15 protein-coding genes are annotated in these 15,429 nt (G+C 63.7%); 6 read left to right on the plus strand and 9 right to left on the minus strand.

Annotated features, from left to right (window positions below; all coding sequences use genetic code 11):
- Positions 1 to 3: 3 nt before the first annotated feature.
- From msrA to msrB, 3 genes are all read right to left on the minus strand, one after another.
- Positions 4 to 738 (minus strand): peptide-methionine (S)-S-oxide reductase MsrA, encoded by a 735-nt coding sequence (gene msrA / locus AC1MEK_RS14150; RefSeq protein WP_480396905.1) that lies wholly within the window; start codon positions 736 to 738, stop codon positions 4 to 6.
- A gap of 25 nt (positions 739 to 763) precedes the next feature.
- Positions 764 to 2,563 (minus strand): cytochrome c biogenesis protein DipZ, encoded by a 1,800-nt coding sequence (locus AC1MEK_RS14155; RefSeq protein ID WP_480396906.1) that lies wholly within the window; start codon positions 2,561 to 2,563, stop codon positions 764 to 766.
- A gap of 159 nt (positions 2,564 to 2,722) precedes the next feature.
- Positions 2,723 to 3,238, minus strand: a complete 516-nt coding sequence (gene msrB, locus AC1MEK_RS14160; RefSeq protein WP_480396907.1) for a peptide-methionine (R)-S-oxide reductase MsrB — start codon at positions 3,236 to 3,238, stop codon at positions 2,723 to 2,725.
- Positions 3,239 to 3,422: 184 nt separating this feature from the next.
- Here msrB and AC1MEK_RS14165 point away from each other — a divergent pair, with 184 nt between their 5' ends.
- Positions 3,423 to 4,139 (plus strand): response regulator transcription factor, encoded by a 717-nt coding sequence (locus tag AC1MEK_RS14165; RefSeq protein WP_480396908.1) that lies wholly within the window; start codon positions 3,423 to 3,425, stop codon positions 4,137 to 4,139.
- The gene (locus AC1MEK_RS14170) at positions 4,136 to 5,629 is read left to right on the plus strand and encodes a HAMP domain-containing sensor histidine kinase (protein ID WP_480396909.1); all 1,494 of its coding nucleotides are present in this window, start codon (positions 4,136 to 4,138) and stop codon (positions 5,627 to 5,629) included. Before AC1MEK_RS14165 ends, AC1MEK_RS14170 begins: the two co-directional genes overlap by 4 nt.
- Before the next feature lie 127 nt (positions 5,630 to 5,756).
- Here AC1MEK_RS14170 and AC1MEK_RS14175 read toward each other — a convergent pair whose 3' ends face one another.
- A complete protein-coding gene (locus AC1MEK_RS14175) occupies positions 5,757 to 6,389 on the minus strand; it encodes a response regulator (protein ID WP_480396910.1) in 633 nt (210 codons plus the stop codon).
- A gap of 32 nt (positions 6,390 to 6,421) precedes the next feature.
- On the minus strand, positions 6,422 to 7,795 hold the full coding sequence (locus AC1MEK_RS14180; RefSeq protein WP_480396911.1) for a cache domain-containing protein: 1,374 nt from the start codon (positions 7,793 to 7,795) through the stop codon (positions 6,422 to 6,424).
- A gap of 399 nt (positions 7,796 to 8,194) precedes the next feature.
- Between AC1MEK_RS14180 and AC1MEK_RS14185 the strand changes: the two genes are divergently transcribed.
- Both AC1MEK_RS14185 and AC1MEK_RS14190 read left to right on the plus strand, forming a co-directional pair.
- Positions 8,195 to 10,255: a carbon starvation CstA family protein gene (locus AC1MEK_RS14185; RefSeq protein WP_480396912.1), complete on the plus strand. Its 2,061-nt coding sequence runs from the start codon at positions 8,195 to 8,197 to the stop codon at positions 10,253 to 10,255.
- Entirely contained in the window at positions 10,255 to 10,452 is a 198-nt protein-coding gene (locus tag AC1MEK_RS14190) for a YbdD/YjiX family protein (RefSeq protein WP_480396913.1), read from the plus strand. The genes AC1MEK_RS14185 and AC1MEK_RS14190 overlap by 1 nt, the downstream gene beginning before the upstream one ends.
- 179 nt (positions 10,453 to 10,631) lie before the next feature.
- Here AC1MEK_RS14190 and AC1MEK_RS14195 read toward each other — a convergent pair whose 3' ends face one another.
- Complete coding sequence (locus tag AC1MEK_RS14195) at positions 10,632 to 11,822, minus strand: type II secretion system F family protein (protein ID WP_480396914.1); 1,191 nt, start codon at positions 11,820 to 11,822, stop codon at positions 10,632 to 10,634.
- A 5-nt stretch (positions 11,823 to 11,827) separates the two neighbouring features.
- A complete protein-coding gene (gspG, locus tag AC1MEK_RS14200) occupies positions 11,828 to 12,286 on the minus strand; it encodes a type II secretion system major pseudopilin GspG (RefSeq protein WP_480396915.1) in 459 nt (152 codons plus the stop codon).
- Positions 12,287 to 12,526: 240 nt separating this feature from the next.
- Between gspG and AC1MEK_RS14205 the strand changes: the two genes are divergently transcribed.
- Positions 12,527 to 13,174 carry a lytic transglycosylase domain-containing protein gene (locus AC1MEK_RS14205; protein ID WP_480397029.1) on the plus strand — a complete coding sequence of 216 codons (648 nt, stop codon included), beginning with the start codon at positions 12,527 to 12,529 and terminating at the stop codon, positions 13,172 to 13,174.
- 24 nt (positions 13,175 to 13,198) lie between these two features.
- Here AC1MEK_RS14205 and AC1MEK_RS14210 read toward each other — a convergent pair whose 3' ends face one another.
- On the minus strand, positions 13,199 to 13,864 hold the full coding sequence (locus AC1MEK_RS14210; protein WP_480396916.1) for a response regulator: 666 nt from the start codon (positions 13,862 to 13,864) through the stop codon (positions 13,199 to 13,201).
- A 202-nt stretch (positions 13,865 to 14,066) separates the two neighbouring features.
- Between AC1MEK_RS14210 and AC1MEK_RS14215 the strand changes: the two genes are divergently transcribed.
- The gene (locus AC1MEK_RS14215) at positions 14,067 to 14,708 is read left to right on the plus strand and encodes a response regulator (protein WP_480396917.1); all 642 of its coding nucleotides are present in this window, start codon (positions 14,067 to 14,069) and stop codon (positions 14,706 to 14,708) included.
- A 6-nt stretch (positions 14,709 to 14,714) separates the two neighbouring features.
- Here AC1MEK_RS14215 and AC1MEK_RS14220 read toward each other — a convergent pair whose 3' ends face one another.
- Positions 14,715 to 15,362, minus strand: coding sequence for a pentapeptide repeat-containing protein (locus tag AC1MEK_RS14220; RefSeq protein WP_480396918.1), 648 nt, complete (start codon positions 15,360 to 15,362; stop codon positions 14,715 to 14,717).
- Between the last annotated feature and the right edge of the window lie 67 nt (positions 15,363 to 15,429).

Genomic DNA, 15,429 nt, shown 5'->3' on the forward strand with positions numbered 1-15,429 from the left:
TTGTCAGCGGGCGGTTTTCAGCAACACCGGTTGTTCGCTGTAGCGATCGGCGAACAGCTGCTTCAGCTGGCCGACCTTGGGCAGGTCGTTGATGACGATGTACGGGTAGGTCGGGTGGTTGGTCAGGAAGTTCTGGTGGTAGTCCTCCGCCGGGTAGAAACCGTTGTACTGCTCGATCTTCGTCACGATGGGCGCGTTGAAGGATTTGGCCGCATCCAGCTGGGCGATGTAGGCCTGGGCGATCGCTTGCTGTTCGGGGTTTTCGGCGAAGATCGCCGAGCGGTATTGCGTGCCGTGGTCAGGCCCCTGGCGGTTGAGTTCGGTGGGGTTGTGGGCCACCGAGAAGAAGATCTGCAGCAGCTTGCCGTAGCTGACCTTCGATGGGTCGTAGGTGATCCTCACCGATTCGGCATGCCCGGTATCGCCATCGCCGACGCGCTCGTAATGCGCAGTTTCGGCCTTGCCGCCGGCATAACCCGAGACCACTTCGGTCACGCCCTGCACATGCTGGAACACGCCCTGCACACCCCAGAAGCAGCCACCGGCCAGGACGGCGGTTTCGGTGCCGGCGGAGGTGGTGATTTCGTCTTTCTGCGGCGGAGCGATGCTCACCGCGTCTTCGGCGGCGAACGAACAGGCGGCGGTCTGCAGCAAGGCGGCGCCCAGCAGCACGCGCAGGCCGGTGCGACGCCAGGCGGAGCAGCCTTGAGCTATACGATTGAGGCTGAAAGTTTTCATCTCTGATTCTCCTCGAACAGGTCAATCAACCGAAGGTGAAGGCGTAGGCAGACACGCCCGGGTCGCTGAACTCGATGCTGAAGGTGTGGTCGGCGACGTCGCCCGGCTGGCGCACCAGCTGATACAGGCGCTGCTCGGTGACCGTGCCGCTGCCGTCCGGTGCGACGTCGGTGCCGTGGGCATCGCCCGGGGCTTTGCCGTCGATCATCACCTTGAAACGCACCGGCTTGCCGTCGCTGCCTGGGCCCAGCACCAGGTGCAGGTCGCGGGCATGGAAGCGGTAGCTGATCTTGCCGTTGGCCGCGGTGAGGCTGGCGCGCTCGGCAGCGATGTTCCACTGGCCATCCAGGCCCCAGCTGTTGAGTGCCAGCGATTGCGGAGTGCTGTAGCTGGCCGCGCGGTCACCCTTGGCGCCGCCGGGGGAGACGAAGTTCTCGGCGCGCTCGAAGCCCAGGTAGGTTTCCGGCGATTTGACCTCGTTCATGTCGGCCGCCTGTTGCACGCCCTTGCCGCTGGCGTCGATCAGGTCGCTGGTGATCTGGCCCTTGCCGGCTTCGCGCAGCAACTGCTGAATCACCCGCTCGGACTCGTCGTAGGCGCCTTCACCGAAGTGGTGATAACGGATGCGGCCCTGGGCGTCAGCGAAGTAGTGGGCAGGCCAGTACTGGTTGTCGAAGGCGCGCCAGATCTTGTAGTCGTTGTCGATCGCCACCGGGTAGTTGATGCCCAGATCCTTCATTGCTTTGGTGACGTTCTTCACGTCGCGTTCGAAGGCGAATTCAGGGGCGTGCACACCGATCACCACCAGGCCCTGATCGCGGTATTTGTCGGCCCAGGCCTTGACGTACGGCAGGCTGCGCAGGCAGTTGATGCACGAGTAGGTCCAGAAGTCGACCAGCACCACCTTGCCTTTGAGCTGCTCGGCGGTCAGCGGTTCGGAATTGAGCCACTGCACCGCGCCATTGAGGCTCGGCAGTTGGCCTTCGACCGGCAGGCTGTCGGAGGTGGTTTTCGCCGCCATCATCATGGCGCCACCCTGATCGCTGCCGGGAATGTTCTGCGCCATCATCGCTCCGCCCTGGGCCAGGTTGCTGTCGCCGGTTTTGCCGGTCAGACGGCCAACCAGCGATTGCTCCAGGCTGCTGGTGGAGGCGGTGGAGATGCGGGTCAGGATGCCGGTGTCCAGGCCCAGCGCAATGGCTGCAACCCCCGCCAGCATGGCAGCACCCAGACCGCGACGAATCCACTCACCGGCACCCAGCGAGCGTTTCATCGCGCTGAACACCTTGCCGCCCAGCAGCAGGGCCAGGGCCAGCGAGGTGGCAGCGCCGGCGGCGTAGGCCAGCAGCAACAGCGTGGTGCCGACGCTCGCGCCTTGTAGGGCGGCGCCGGTCAGGACCAGACCCAGAATCGGGCCGGCACAGGGCGCCCACAGCAGGCCCGTGGCAACGCCGATCAGGAACGAAGCCCAAGGGCTGGGTTCGGCGTTGACCCCGGCGTTTTCCGACAGTTTGCTGCCGGCCGCCACCAGCGGGCGCGTCAGGCGCTCGGCCAGCTTGGGCAGCAGCAGGGTCAGGCCGAACAGCGCCACGAACACCAGCGCAAGGCCGCGGCCATACTGGTTGAGCTGGACCACCCAGCCCCCGCCGACGGCCGCCAGGGTCGCCACCAGGGCGAAGGTCAGGGCCATGCCCACCAGCAACGGCAGGCCACTGCGCACGAAAGGTTGGCCGGTGCGGGCGAACACGAAAGGCAGCACCGGCAGGATGCAGGGGCTGACGATGGTCAGCACACCGCCGAGATAGGCAAGGATGATCAGGAGCATGGGGTAATTCCCTTCAGAATCAGTTCATGAAGACATCGGAGCGGATATCGGAGCACCTGTGGGAGTGAGCTTGCTCACGAAGATTCGGTAGATGCGGCATCTGTTCAAGCGGACCTGCCGCCTTCGTGAGCAAGCTCACTCCCACAGGCTTACCTGCTATCAGGACGTTAGGGTGAAACTCATCGCCAACCCGTTCATGCAATAACGCAATCCCGTTGGCTTGGGCCCGTCGGTGAACACGTGCCCCAAGTGCCCGCCGCAGCGGCGGCAGTGGACTTCCTTGCGCAGCACGCCGAACGAGGTATCGGTGCGAATGCCCGTGGCGTTGTCCAGCGGCTGCCAGAAGCTGGGCCAGCCGGTGTGGCTGTCGAACTTGGTGCTGGAGGAAAACAGCGGCAGCTGGCAACCGGCGCAGGCGAAGGTGCCGTTGCGGTGTTCGTCGTTGAGCGGACTGCTGTAGGGGCGTTCGGTGGCTTCGCGGCGCAACACCGCGAACTGGTCATCGGTGAGCAGCGTGTGCCACTCGGCGTCGCTGTGGCTGACTTCGAAGCTGCCGATGGGCGAGTCGGCCGGGGTCAGGGTTTCACCATCGGCGAACTTGGGCAGTACGCCCAGGGCGATGGCGGCCACCCCGGCGCTGCTGCTCAGTACCATGAATTGTCGTCTTGAAAGCATGAGGGTCTCCTTGGCACCGGCTGCCTGCCACGGTTGGGGCGGCGGTGATGCGATGGGGCAATCCTGCGCGCGGCCTGTTCCCGGAATCCTCACCGAGAGTTAAACAATTCGTGATAACTGCCCGCCGGCAAAATCGGCACAATGGGCCCATCGCGCCATCCGGCGCCGGCAAGGTTTCCCTGACATGGATCAGCCCAAACGCATTCTGGTGGTCGAAGACGATAGCCATATCGCCGACCTGATTTGCCTGCATCTGCGGGACGAACACTTCGAAGTGGTACATAGCGCCGACGGCGAGAAGGGCCTGCGGCTGCTGGAGCAGGGCGGCTGGGACGCGCTGATCCTCGACCTGATGCTGCCCGGCGTCGACGGCCTGGAAATCTGCCGCCGCGCCCGGGCGATGACGCGCTACACGCCGATCATCATCACCAGCGCCCGTTCCAGCGAAATGCATCGCATCCTCGGCCTGGAACTGGGCGCCGACGACTACCTGGCCAAGCCGTTCTCGATGATGGAGCTGGTGGCGCGGGTCAAAGCGCTGCTGCGCCGGGTCGACGCCATGGCGCGCAACCTGAAGATGGAAGCGGGCAGCCTGTCCAGCGCCGGGCTGTTCATCGACCCGCTGACCCGCGAGGCCTCGCTGGAAGGCCGGGCGCTGGACCTCACGCCTCGCGAGTTCGACCTGCTGTACTACTTCGCCCGCCAGCCGGGCAAGGTGTTCTCGCGCCTGGACCTGCTCAACTCGGTGTGGGGCTACAACCACGAAGGCTACGAGCACACGGTCAACACCCACATCAACCGCCTGCGCGCCAAAATCGAGGCCGATCCGGCCCAGCCTTTGCGCATTCTGACAGTGTGGGGCCGCGGCTATAAGTTCGTCGACCCGGGAGAGGCCTCGTGAAGATGACCCTGACCCAGCGCCTGTCGCTGGTCTTCGCGCTGTTGCTGCTGATCTGCTGCGGCACCTCGGTCTGGCTGCAGGTGCGCTCGAACAAGATGCACGAGCTGGAAGTGGTGCAGGGCCTGTCCCGTGACCTGGCCCAGCACATCGCCCGCGACACCCAGCTGATGGACGCCAACGGCCTGAAACCCGACGCGGTGCGCGAGCTGTTCAGCCAGTTGATGCTGGTCAACCCCAGTGTCGAGGTGTACCTGCTGGACATGGACGGCAAGATCGTCGGCGACGCCGCGCCCAAGGACCGGATTGTGCGGGACCGGGTCGATCTGCGGCCGGTGCAACAGCTGCTCACGGGTGCGCCGCTGCCGATCCTGGGCGACGACCCGCGCAGCGTCGACACGCGCAAGGTGTTCAGCGCAGCGCCGTTGATGGTGGCGGGCAAGCCTTCGGGCTTTCTCTACGTGGTGCTGCTGGGCGAGGCCCATGATCGCTTTGCCGAGCGCGGGGCGACCAGCGAGGCCTTGAGCACCGCGTTGTGGTCCATCGGCCTGATCGCCTTGCTCTGCCTGTTCGCCGGCCTTACCGCGTTTGGCTGGATCACCCGGCCGCTGCGGCGCCTGACCGATTCGGTCAGCCATTTCGACATCAACGCCGCACCCGTGGCCTTGCCGGCCGAGGCCATCGCGCAGCCGGGCCAGGGCGCCGACGAAATCGCCGTGCTCGACGCCAGTTTCCGCCAGATGCAGCACCGCCTGAGCGAGCAGTGGCAGACCCTGACCCGGCAGAGCCAGGACCGCCGCGAGCTGGTGGCGAACATCTCCCACGACCTGCGCACGCCGCTGGCCTCGCTGCACGGCTACCTGGAAGTGCTGTCGGTCAAGGACGCCAGCCTGAGCGCCGAGGAACGCCGCCGCTATCTGGGTATCGCCCTGGACCAGAGCCGCAAAGTCGGCGGGCTGGCGCAGTCGCTGCTCGAGCTGGTGCGCCTGGAGCATGGCTTCGTGGTGCCGGTGATCGAGCGCTTCTCGCTGACCGATCTGGTGCAGGACATCTTCCAGAAATTCGAGCTCGGCGCCGAGGCCAAATCGGTGACCCTGACCCCGATTTTCCCGCCCTCGGTGCCCGGTGTACACGCGGACCTGGGGCTGATCGAGCGGGTGCTGACCAACCTGTTCGACAACGCCTTGCGCCATACCCCGGTTGGCGGCGAGATCAGGATTGCTCTGGTGCCCAGGGGGCAGTTCGTCGAGGTGACGGTCAGCGACAGCGGCCCGGGGATCGCTGCTGAGTTGCGCGAAGGGCTGTTTCTGCGGCCGTTCAATATCGGCGGCGCACGGCGCGATGGCGGGTTGGGGCTGCGGATCGTGCATCAGATCCTGCAGTTGCACGGGATTCAGGTGGCGCTGGTGGACGTGCCGGGGCAGGGCGCGACGTTTCGCTTTGCCTTGCCGGTGGATCAGGAGACGGCGCAGCAGGCGCTGCCGAAGGGTTGATGTCGCGTAACCCTGTAGGAGCGAATTCATTCGCGAAGATCGATCAGGCGATACATCTTTACCGCCTGACACATTTTCGCGAATGAAGTGGAGCGCCACCCCGGTCGCTCCTACAGAGGGGGCGTTGTCAGGGCACCAACAACCCATGCTCCATCGCGTACTTCACCAACCCCGCCGGCTTGTCGATGTTCAGCTTGCGGCGGATGCTCAGGCGGTGGGTTTCCACGGTGCGTACGCTGATCGCCAGGTCGCGGGCGATGGTTTTGTTGTCCAGCCCTTTGGCCAGGCCCACCAGCACCTGCACCTCGCGCGGGGTCAGTTCGTTCTCTTCAGGCTTTTTCGACACCAGCTTGAGGGTCACCTCGGCACTGTAGAAGGTGCCGCCGGTGGCGATCGCCTCGATGGCCGCGACGATTTCCCGTGACGGCGCGTTCTTCAGGACGTAGCCACTGGCGCCGGCGCGGATCGAGGTGGCGACGTATTCCTGATTGTCGTACATGCTCAGAATCAGAATCTTGATCGCCGGGCAGCGCTGGCGGATCAGCTGCGTCAGTTCCAGGCCGTTCATGTCCTGCAGGCCGATGTCCACCAAGAGGATGTCGGGCTTGACCGCTTCGCACATCGCAATCGCCTGCTGGGCGTTCTCCGCTTCGCCCACCACCTCGAACAGCGGCCGGGTCGAGAGCAGGGCGCGCACGCCGTCGCGGACCAGTGAATGGTCGTCGACCAGGGCGATGCGGATGGTCTGGCTGGCACTCATGATCGGGGGCAGGTTCCTTGTTCGTTGAAGGTTCAGGCAGCGACGCTGACCGGCATGATCACGGTCAGTTCGCTGTGGCCAGGGGCCGAATACAGGTTGAGCTGGCCGTGGAAATGCTCGACGCGCTCGCGAATATTACGCAAGCCGATGCCGCCCTGTATCTCCTGCAGGTGCGCAACATCCACCCGAAAGCCGATGCCATCGTCGCGCACGCTCAGCTGAACCTGCTTTTTATCACCTTGCAGGTCGATGTAGACGTTCTGCGCGTGGGCGTGACGTTCGATGTTGGTCAGCGCTTCCTGAAGAATGCGGAACAGCGCCACCGGGGCGCCCTCGGCCAGTTTCAGCTGGCCCAGGTTGTGGGTGTAGTGGATGGCCAGGCCCGTCTGCTGCTCGAATTCGGTGACCAGTTGCGTGACGGCGGCGGCCAGGCCCAGGGTGTCGAGCAGGGAAGGGCGCAGGTCGTGGGAAATGGTGCGGATCTCGCCGATGGCGGCGCCCAGGCGCTCGGTGCCCTGGCGCAGGGTTTCCAGGCCGCGTTGATCGTTGCCTTGCAGTTGCACGCTCTCCATTTGCAGAGCAGCCAGCTCGAACTGGAACTTGATCGACACCAACACCTGGCTGATGCCGTCGTGCAGCTCGCGCGAAAGCCTTGAGCGTTCTTCTTCCTGCAGGTTCATGATGCGCTGGTTGAGCAACTGTAACTTGCGGTCGGCCAGGCGGTGCTCGCTGGCGTTGAGGGTCACGCCGCAGACGAACACCAGCAACACCGCAATCAGCGCCACCGCGCCGATGTCGAGCATGGTCGCGTAGATGCCCCGGGCCACTTCCTGGCGCGCCTGCTGGGTGGCGCGTTCGACGTCTTCCAGATAGATGCCGGTGCCGAGCATCCAGCCCCAGCGCTTGAGCATGACCACATGGGCGAGTTTGTCGGTGACTTGCCCGGTGGACGGTTTTTCCCAGGCGTAGTGCTGGAAGCCGTCGCCGGATTCGGCGCTCTGCAGCAAGGCGCGGATCACCAACAGGCCCTGCGGGTCGGTCATGTTCCACAAGTCCTGGCCCACCAGCGCGGCCTGGCGCGGGTGCATCAGGCTGCGGCCGTTCTGGTCGTAGACGAAGAAATAGCCGTCGATGCCAAAGCTCAGCTTGGACAGCTCCTCGAGCACCTGACGCTTGGTCTGCTCGTCGTTGCGCCCGCTGTCGTAAATCGGCGCGAGAGCGCTCATGGCCATCTCGACGTAGTTTTTCAGCTCCGCGCGCTTGCTGGCCAGGATGCTGTCTTCGATCAGTTGCGCCTGCTGCTCGCCCAGGCGCTGGTTCTGCACGATCACCAGCGCGCAGATGACCGACACGGCGAGGATCAGCGGCAGGATGCCCAGGGCGACGATCTTGTGTTTGAGTTGCATGGTGGCAGGCGTCCAGCGCGGCGGGTTTTGTTATACGGGGTATTAGACACGTAACGGGCATCGGCTGCATCCGTCTTGAATAGGTGCACATTTCCAGGCCAATGATGTTTTTTGTGGGAGTGAGCTTGCTCACGAAGGCCAATGATCAGGCATGCGCGGCTGCCGATGGTGTGGCCCTTTCGTGAGCAAGCTCACTCCCACAGATCACATGGAGGATGATCCAACGCATCCGCACAAGGTCGACCCGAGAATTGGATCTGCGTAGAACTACGTAGGTGCAAACGTAGTAATGCGAATTTCTCTGGCTGACAACTGCGTGGATAGTGGCGACGCTCCGTTATCCCGGATCACACAATAACAATTACGCCACAAGCCATGAGCTTGGGCAGGAGACCCACAATGACCCGACTGACCAAACATCTGGGTTGGTTCGCCGTTGCTGCCCTTGGGGCATGCGCCTTGGGTGTCGTCGCGCTGCGCCGCGGCGAGTCCATCAACGCACTCTGGATCGTCGTCGCTGCCGTTGCGATCTATCTGGTTGCGTACCGTTACTACAGCCTGTTCATCGCCAACCGCGTCATGCAACTGGACCCGACCCGGGCCACGCCTGCCGTGCTCAACAACGATGGCCTGGACTACGTTCCCACCAACAAACACATTCTCTTCGGTCACCACTTCGCCGCCATCGCCGGGGCAGGTCCGCTGGTCGGCCCGGTGCTCGCTGCGCAAATGGGCTATCTGCCCGGCACGCTGTGGCTGATCGCCGGCGTGGTGCTGGCGGGCGCGGTGCAGGATTTCATGATCCTGTTCCTCTCCACGCGCCGTAACGGCCGCTCGCTGGGCGACATGGTCCGTGAGGAAATGGGCCGCGTTCCCGGTACCATCGCCTTGTTCGGCTGCTTCCTGATCATGATCATCATCCTCGCAGTGCTGGCGCTGATCGTCGTGAAAGCGCTGGCCGAGAGCCCGTGGGGCATGTTCACGGTGCTGGCGACCATCCCGATCGCGATGTTCATGGGCGTGTACATGCGCTACATCCGCCCGGGCCGCATCGGCGAGATCTCGATCATCGGCGTGGTGCTGTTGCTGCTGTCGATCTGGGCCGGTGGCCAGGTCGCGGCCAGCCCCGAGTGGGCCCATGCGTTCACCTTCACTGGCGTGCAGATCACCTGGATGCTGGTGGGCTACGGTTTCGTCGCTGCCATGCTGCCGGTCTGGTTGCTGCTGGCGCCCCGTGACTACCTGTCGACCTTCCTGAAAATCGGCACCATCGTCGCCCTGGCCATCGGCATCCTGATTCTGGCGCCCGAGCTGAAAATGCCGGCCCTGACCCAGTTCACCGACGGCACCGGCCCGGTCTGGAAAGGCGCACTGTTCCCGTTCCTGTTCATCACCATCGCCTGTGGTGCGGTGTCGGGTTTCCATGCGCTGATCTCGTCGGGCACCACGCCCAAACTGCTGGATAACGAGAAGAACGCCCGTTACATCGGTTACGGCGGCATGCTGATGGAATCCTTCGTGGCGATCATGGCCATGGTGGCTGCGTCGGTGATCGATCCGGGCGTGTACTTCGCCATGAACAGCCCTGCGGCGGTGGTAGGCTCCGACCCGGTTGCCGTGGCGCAGACCATCAGCAGCTGGGGCTTTGCCATCACCCCCGAGACGCTGATCGCCACCGCCAAGGACATCGGCGAAACCACCGTACTGGCTCGCGCCGGCGGTGCCCCGACCCTGGCCGTCGGTATCGCGCAGATCCTGCATCAGGTGCTGCCGGGTGAAAACACCATGGCGTTCTGGTACCACTTCGCGATCCTGTTCGAAGCGCTGTTCATCCTCACCGCTGTCGACGCCGGTACCCGTGCCGGTCGCTTCATGCTGCAAGACCTGTTGGGCAGCTTCGTGCCGGCGCTGAAACGCACCGAATCCTGGACCGCCAACATCATCGGTACCGGTGGCTGCGTGGCGCTGTGGGGTTACTTGCTGTATCAGGGCGTGATCGATCCGCTGGGCGGCATCAACACGCTGTGGCCGCTGTTCGGCATCTCCAACCAGATGCTGGCCGGTATCGCGCTGATGCTGGCGACCGTCGTGCTGATCAAGATGAAACGTCAGCAGTACGCCTGGGTCACCATCCTGCCAGCGTCGTGGCTGCTGATCTGCACCGTGACCGCAGGCTTCATCAAGCTGTTCGACCCAAGCCCGGCGGTTGGCTTCCTGGCCTTGGCCAAGAAATACAGCACCGCCGCTGAAGCCGGTCAGATCCTGGCCCCGGCCAAGACCGCCGAGCAGATGCAGCACGTGATCTTCAACGCCTACACCAACGCGGCGCTGACCACGCTGTTCCTGTTCGTGGTCCTGAGCATCCTGTTCTTCGCGGTGAAAGTCGGCCGCGCAGCCTGGGTGAAGAAGGAGCGCAGCGACAAGGAATCGCCGTTCCAGGCCATGCCGGAAGCGCACTGATGTTCAACGACCTGAGTCGCCTGGGCAAATACCTGGGCCAGGCGGCCCGCCTGATGGTGGGCATGCCTGACTACGACAACTACGTCGAGCACATGCAAAAGACTCACCCCGACCTGCCGGTGATGTCCTACGAAGCGTTCTTCCGCGAACGCCAGGACGCGCGGTACGGCGGCAAGGCCGGGCCGAAGTGTTGTTGATTCGTCGCTGCAAATGAAAAACGCCACGCATTGTCGTGGCGTTTTTTATTGCACAGACAACCCCACACTGTAGGAGCGAATTTATTCGCGAAGCGGTGGAACAGGCGATGCATCGATGTCGCTTGCAAGATTATTCGCGAATGAATTCGCTCCTACAGAGGAAACGCGGTGTCGCTCTTTCAATGAATACTCGACGCCAACTCGAAAATCGGGATGTACATCAGGATCACGATCATCCCGATCAACAGCCCGATGAAGGTCATCAGCAGCGGCTCGAACAGGCGCACGAACCATTCGATCCAGCGGCTGATTTCCTCGTCGTAGAAGTCGGCGGTGCGTTCCATCATCTGCCCCAGATTCCCCGATTGCTCACCGGCGCGCAGCATGCGCAGCGAGACTGGCGTGGACAGGTTGTTCTGCTCCAGTGCCACCGACAGCGCCTGGCCCTCGCGAATGCGTTCGCTGGCCTGGTCGAGCCGGACCTGCGAGGCGCTGCCCAGCAGGTTGCGCACCATGCTCATGGCCGTGAGGATCGGAATCCCGCCCTGCAGCAGAATCCCCAGCGAACGATAGAAGCGCGCCAGCTCGTACATGAACACCCGCTGATGCACGGTGGGGACCTTCTCGATGGTGCGGTTGAACGCCAGGCGAAACCTGCGCTGACGCACCAGCACCACGCTGCCGAGGACGAACGCGGCAAAGCCGATGGCAAAATCCATCTGGTGGGCGTGCAGGAACAGCCCGGTCTCCATGAGAATCCGTGACAGCCACGGCAGGTTCGAGCCCAGCCCCTCGAACACCAGGCTGAAACGCGGCACCACGTAACCCATCAGGAACAGCACCACCGCGCCGCCGACGATCAGCAGCAGCATCGGGTACACCGATGCGCTGACGATGCGCTGGCGCACTTCATCCATGCGCTTGCGGTAGGACACATAGCGCCCCAGCGCCTCGCCGACCGCGCCGGTCTTCTCGCTGGACTGCACCAGCGCCACATACAAGGTGGGGAACACCGCCGGGAACTGGGTCAGCGCCTGGGAAAACGATTTGCCCTCGTACAGCAGCCGAACCAGCCCGCCGAGGGTCTTGCGCGCGCCGGGGGCGGTTTCCTTTTCCGCCAGGCTTTCCAGGGCGTCGATCAGCGGCAGCCCGGCGTTGAGCAGGGTGGTCAGTTCCTGGCTGAACAGCACCAGGTTGAAGGTTTCCGGTTTACGAATGCCACGGATCACCCAGCGCGATTGCGCCCGCACGTTGAGTACGCGCATGCCCTGGGCTTCCACCAGGCCTTGCGCATCGATGGAGCTGTCGGCATCCATCGCCAGAGACAAGACTTCGCCGCGCTTGCCCACGGCCTTGATCAGAAATTTCATGGTCATCACTGCCAGTTGGTGACTTCAGCGTCTTCGCCCTCGCCACCGGGCTGGCCGTCCTTGCCCATCGACAGCAGGTCGTACTCGCTGTTCTCGCCAGGGTAGCGGTAGATGTAGTTGCGGCCCCACGGATCCTGCGGCACGGCTTTTTGCAGGTATGGGCCGGTCCAGCGGGTTTCTTCAGGCGGCGCGGTCACCAGCGCCTGCAGGCCTTGTTCGGAGGAGGGGTAGTGGCCGACTTCCAGGCGATACAGATCCAGCGCCTTGGACAGGCCTTCTATTTGCGCGCGGGCGACCTTGGTCTGCGAGCGGCCCAGTTGGCTGAAGTATTTGGGGGCCACGATGCCGGCCAACAGGCCCAGCACCACCAGCACCACGAGCAATTCGAGGAGGGTGAAGCCGGTTTGTCGGTGAGCGTTGCAGCGTGGGTTCGTGTACTGCGCACAACGGGTGAAATGCCCCATGGAAACCTCCGCAGACTTGGGTTGTACACAGGGCCCATGCAATTGCCGTGCGCGCTGCCAGCCCCGGCCTTGGGCTTTGTTCGCGGGCCTTGCGGGGCGGGGCTTTGCGCGGTGATAGCCGTTCGGCACAGCCTTTGCGTTCACCCCATCCGTGGCACCGCGAGTGGGGAATAACCCCCAGTTTTAGCGAACGTGCCCCGGGAGGCACGAATGGATCTTGAGCGTACGTTCAAAGGCGTGATGCTTGCGCTGTGCATGCCGTCGTTGATAGCGCCGTTGTTGGTTGTGGCACCTGCCCAGGCCGACGTGTATATCTCCAGAGGCCCCAATGGTGGGGTCATCATTTCCAACGTCAAACGCCCCGAGCGCAATGTGCTGCGGGTCTATCAGGAGCCCGTCAGCCAGGCGCCGGTCAACACCGCCCTGGCCGACGCCGGCAGCAGCGCCGAGAAGAGCATGACCGCCAGCGCCAGCGAGCGGCCCTACGCGCTGGAGGTTTCCCAGGCGGCGGCGAGCAACGACTTGCCCGAGGCGCTGCTGCACGCGGTGATTCGCATGGAGTCGGGCTACAACCCCTCGGCGGTGTCGGTCAAGGGCGCTGCCGGGCTGATGCAACTGATGCCGGACACCGCGCGGGACATGGGCGTCAGCAATGTCTGGGACCCCAAGGCGAATATTCAGGGCGGGGCCAAATACCTCAAACAGCTGATGGTGATGTTCGGCAACGACGTCTCGCTGGCCGTGGCCGCCTACAACGCCGGGCCCAGTGCCGTGAGCAAGCGCGGCAACGTGATCCCGCCGTTCGCCGAGACCCAGCGCTATGTGCCCAGCGTCTTGCGCGACTATCACCGGCTATTAGGGGATGCAGGCACCGCACTGGCCAACTGAGGCCTGCGCCTTGGGTAACTCTCTCTAGCGCCGCAGGTAGGCGGCGAAGTCGATCTCGCCGGCGCTGAGAATCGCCTGTACCCGGTTGTGCACGTTGAGCTTGCGCAGGATCGCCGACACGTGCGCCTTGACCGTGGTTTCGGCGATGGCGAGGCTGAAGGCGATCTGTTTGTTGGAATCGCCCTTGGTCATGCGCTCCAGCACCAGCAGCTGTTTGCGGGTCAGGGCCTGGAGCAGTTCCGGGGCCAGGTGCGGCGCGTCGCTGATGCTGCGGCGCGAGGCGCTTTTCTGGCTGCGAATGATGTCCGGCGGCAGGTAGACGTTGCCGTTGAGGATCTGCTCGATCGCTTCGGTCATCTGTTTGCGCGGCGAGGATTTGGTGATGAAGCCGACCGCGCCGTAGGTAATGGCCTGCAGCACGATCTGCTTGTCCTGCTCGGCGGAGACGATCACCACGGGAATGGTCGGCGCCTCGTTGCGCAGGGTCATCAGGCCGTTGAGCCCGTGCATGCCCGGCATGTTCAAGTCCAGCAGAATCAGGTCCAGATCCTCATGCTCGACGGTTTTCGCCAGGGCGCTGTCCAGGTCCTGGGTTTCCATCACTTCGCTGCCGGGAAAACCGTCGGCAATGACGTTGGCAATGGCCTCGCGAAACAGCGGGTGGTCGTCGGCGATCAGGATCTTGTACATGGCTTTTCACCTTTTGTTGTCATGGGCGTGCCGCCTCCGGGCGGGCGGCGGCTGCCTGTCGGCCTTCATTACATGCCAGGCGCACTGCTTTGTGAATGCGACCATAGAGAACAAAACCAGTACCAAAGTAGTAGCTCAAGGGCGCGTATTTTCCCTGAAGCTTGCTGGCATAACGACAAAAAGCAGGTTCAGGGAGGGCGCCATGCACATCTTGCTGGTCGACGAGCACCCGGTGGTGCGCCATGGCTGCGCCAGTCTGCTGCGCAGCGATCTGCCGCAGCTGCAGGTGCGCGAGGCGGCCAGCGGCGAGCAGGCGCTGGACTGCGTTCAGCAACAGATCCCGCAACTGGTGATCACCGAATTCGGGCTGCCCGGCATCAGCGGGGTGGAAATGACCCGCCGCCTGCGCCAGCGTTTTCCCCAAATGCGGGTGTTGTTCCTGAGCATGCATGGGGAATTGCCGCTGGTGCGTCAGGCACTGGACGTAGGCGCGGCGGGTTACCTGAGCAAGGGCGCAACGCCCGAGGTGTTACTTGCGGCCGTGCGGCGGATTCTGGCCGGGCACGCCTACATCGAACAGGCGCTGGCCACGCAACTGGCTTGCCACGCAGGCCAGGCCCGGCGCTGCGATGCGCGGCTGCAAGGCATGACCCAGCGCGAGCTGGAAGTGTTCCTGATGTTCAGCAAGGGCACGCCGGCGCGGTTGATCGCCGAGCAGCTGTGCATCAGCGCCAAGACGGTGTCGAACTACCTGACGCTGCTCAAGAACAAGCTCGAGGTCAGCTCCGATGCCGAGCTGGTGCACCTGGCGATCGACACCGGCGTGATGCGCGTTGCGCTGTGATCGGCACTAGTTATCCCAACCGCCGGGGCAGGCCTGGCAACCCTCCATGTTGCTGTCCTGGAAGTTGGCGTAGGGATGCCGCGCGCCGGTCAGATCCGCGTTGGCCAGATTGGCCTCACCGAACTTGGTTTCCTGCAGGTTGGCGTCCTTGAGATTCGCCGCGGTGAGGTCGGCCTTATTGAGAAAGGTCATCTCAAGGTCGGCGGCCTGGAAGTTGACGTGCGCCAGTTTCGCCCCGGCCAGGCGGGCGAACTGCAGATAGGCGGCACTGAGGTTGGCGTTTTCCATCTGCGCGCCCTGGGCGAACATGCCCCAGGCCTGAACCGCTTGCAGGCTGGCGTCTTTCAGGTTGGCCAGACGCAGATTGGTCTGTTGCAGGCTGGCGCGGGTCAGGTTGGCGCCAGCAAGGTCGGCCTTCTCCAGATTGGCCAGGTCCAGCACCGTGTGGCGCAGGTTGGCGCCTTGTAGATTGGCACCGGCCAGGTTGATCTTGCGCAGGTTGAGGTTGGCCAGGTTCGCCCCATGCAGGTCGACGCCAGGGCACTGGCTGCCTTCGCTCAGCGTGCAGCCGTTGACGATGGGCGGGGCGTCATCGCTGTTGTCGGCGACGGCGAGGGTGGTGATCAGCAAAAGTGGAAGCACGAGATATTTCATGGTGAGTACTCATGGACGCCAAAGATCGCTTCTGGCCGCAGGCCGTGGGAGCCGGCTTGCTGCACTG

Source organism: Pseudomonas sp. 2 (assembly GCF_056627435.1).

Excerpts from the sequence above, each read along its gene's own strand:
- msrA (WP_480396905.1), bottom strand. The coding sequence starts at position 738 with ATGAAAACTTTCAGCCTCAATCGTATAGCTCAAGGCTGCTCCGCCTGG.
- AC1MEK_RS14155 (WP_480396906.1), bottom strand. The coding sequence starts at position 2,563 with ATGCTCCTGATCATCCTTGCCTATCTCGGCGGTGTGCTGACCATCGTC.
- msrB (WP_480396907.1), bottom strand. The coding sequence starts at position 3,238 with ATGCTTTCAAGACGACAATTCATGGTACTGAGCAGCAGCGCCGGGGTG.
- AC1MEK_RS14165 (WP_480396908.1), top strand. The coding sequence starts at position 3,423 with ATGGATCAGCCCAAACGCATTCTGGTGGTCGAAGACGATAGCCATATC.
- AC1MEK_RS14175 (WP_480396910.1), bottom strand. The coding sequence starts at position 6,389 with ATGAGTGCCAGCCAGACCATCCGCATCGCCCTGGTCGACGACCATTCA.
- AC1MEK_RS14180 (WP_480396911.1), bottom strand. The coding sequence starts at position 7,795 with ATGCAACTCAAACACAAGATCGTCGCCCTGGGCATCCTGCCGCTGATC.
- AC1MEK_RS14185 (WP_480396912.1), top strand. The coding sequence starts at position 8,195 with ATGACCCGACTGACCAAACATCTGGGTTGGTTCGCCGTTGCTGCCCTT.
- AC1MEK_RS14190 (WP_480396913.1), top strand. The coding sequence starts at position 10,255 with ATGTTCAACGACCTGAGTCGCCTGGGCAAATACCTGGGCCAGGCGGCC.
- AC1MEK_RS14195 (WP_480396914.1), bottom strand. The coding sequence starts at position 11,822 with ATGAAATTTCTGATCAAGGCCGTGGGCAAGCGCGGCGAAGTCTTGTCT.
- gspG (WP_480396915.1), bottom strand. The coding sequence starts at position 12,286 with ATGGGGCATTTCACCCGTTGTGCGCAGTACACGAACCCACGCTGCAAC.
- AC1MEK_RS14205 (WP_480397029.1), top strand. The coding sequence starts at position 12,527 with ATGCTTGCGCTGTGCATGCCGTCGTTGATAGCGCCGTTGTTGGTTGTG.
- AC1MEK_RS14210 (WP_480396916.1), bottom strand. The coding sequence starts at position 13,864 with ATGTACAAGATCCTGATCGCCGACGACCACCCGCTGTTTCGCGAGGCC.
- AC1MEK_RS14215 (WP_480396917.1), top strand. The coding sequence starts at position 14,067 with ATGCACATCTTGCTGGTCGACGAGCACCCGGTGGTGCGCCATGGCTGC.
- AC1MEK_RS14220 (WP_480396918.1), bottom strand. The coding sequence starts at position 15,362 with ATGAAATATCTCGTGCTTCCACTTTTGCTGATCACCACCCTCGCCGTC.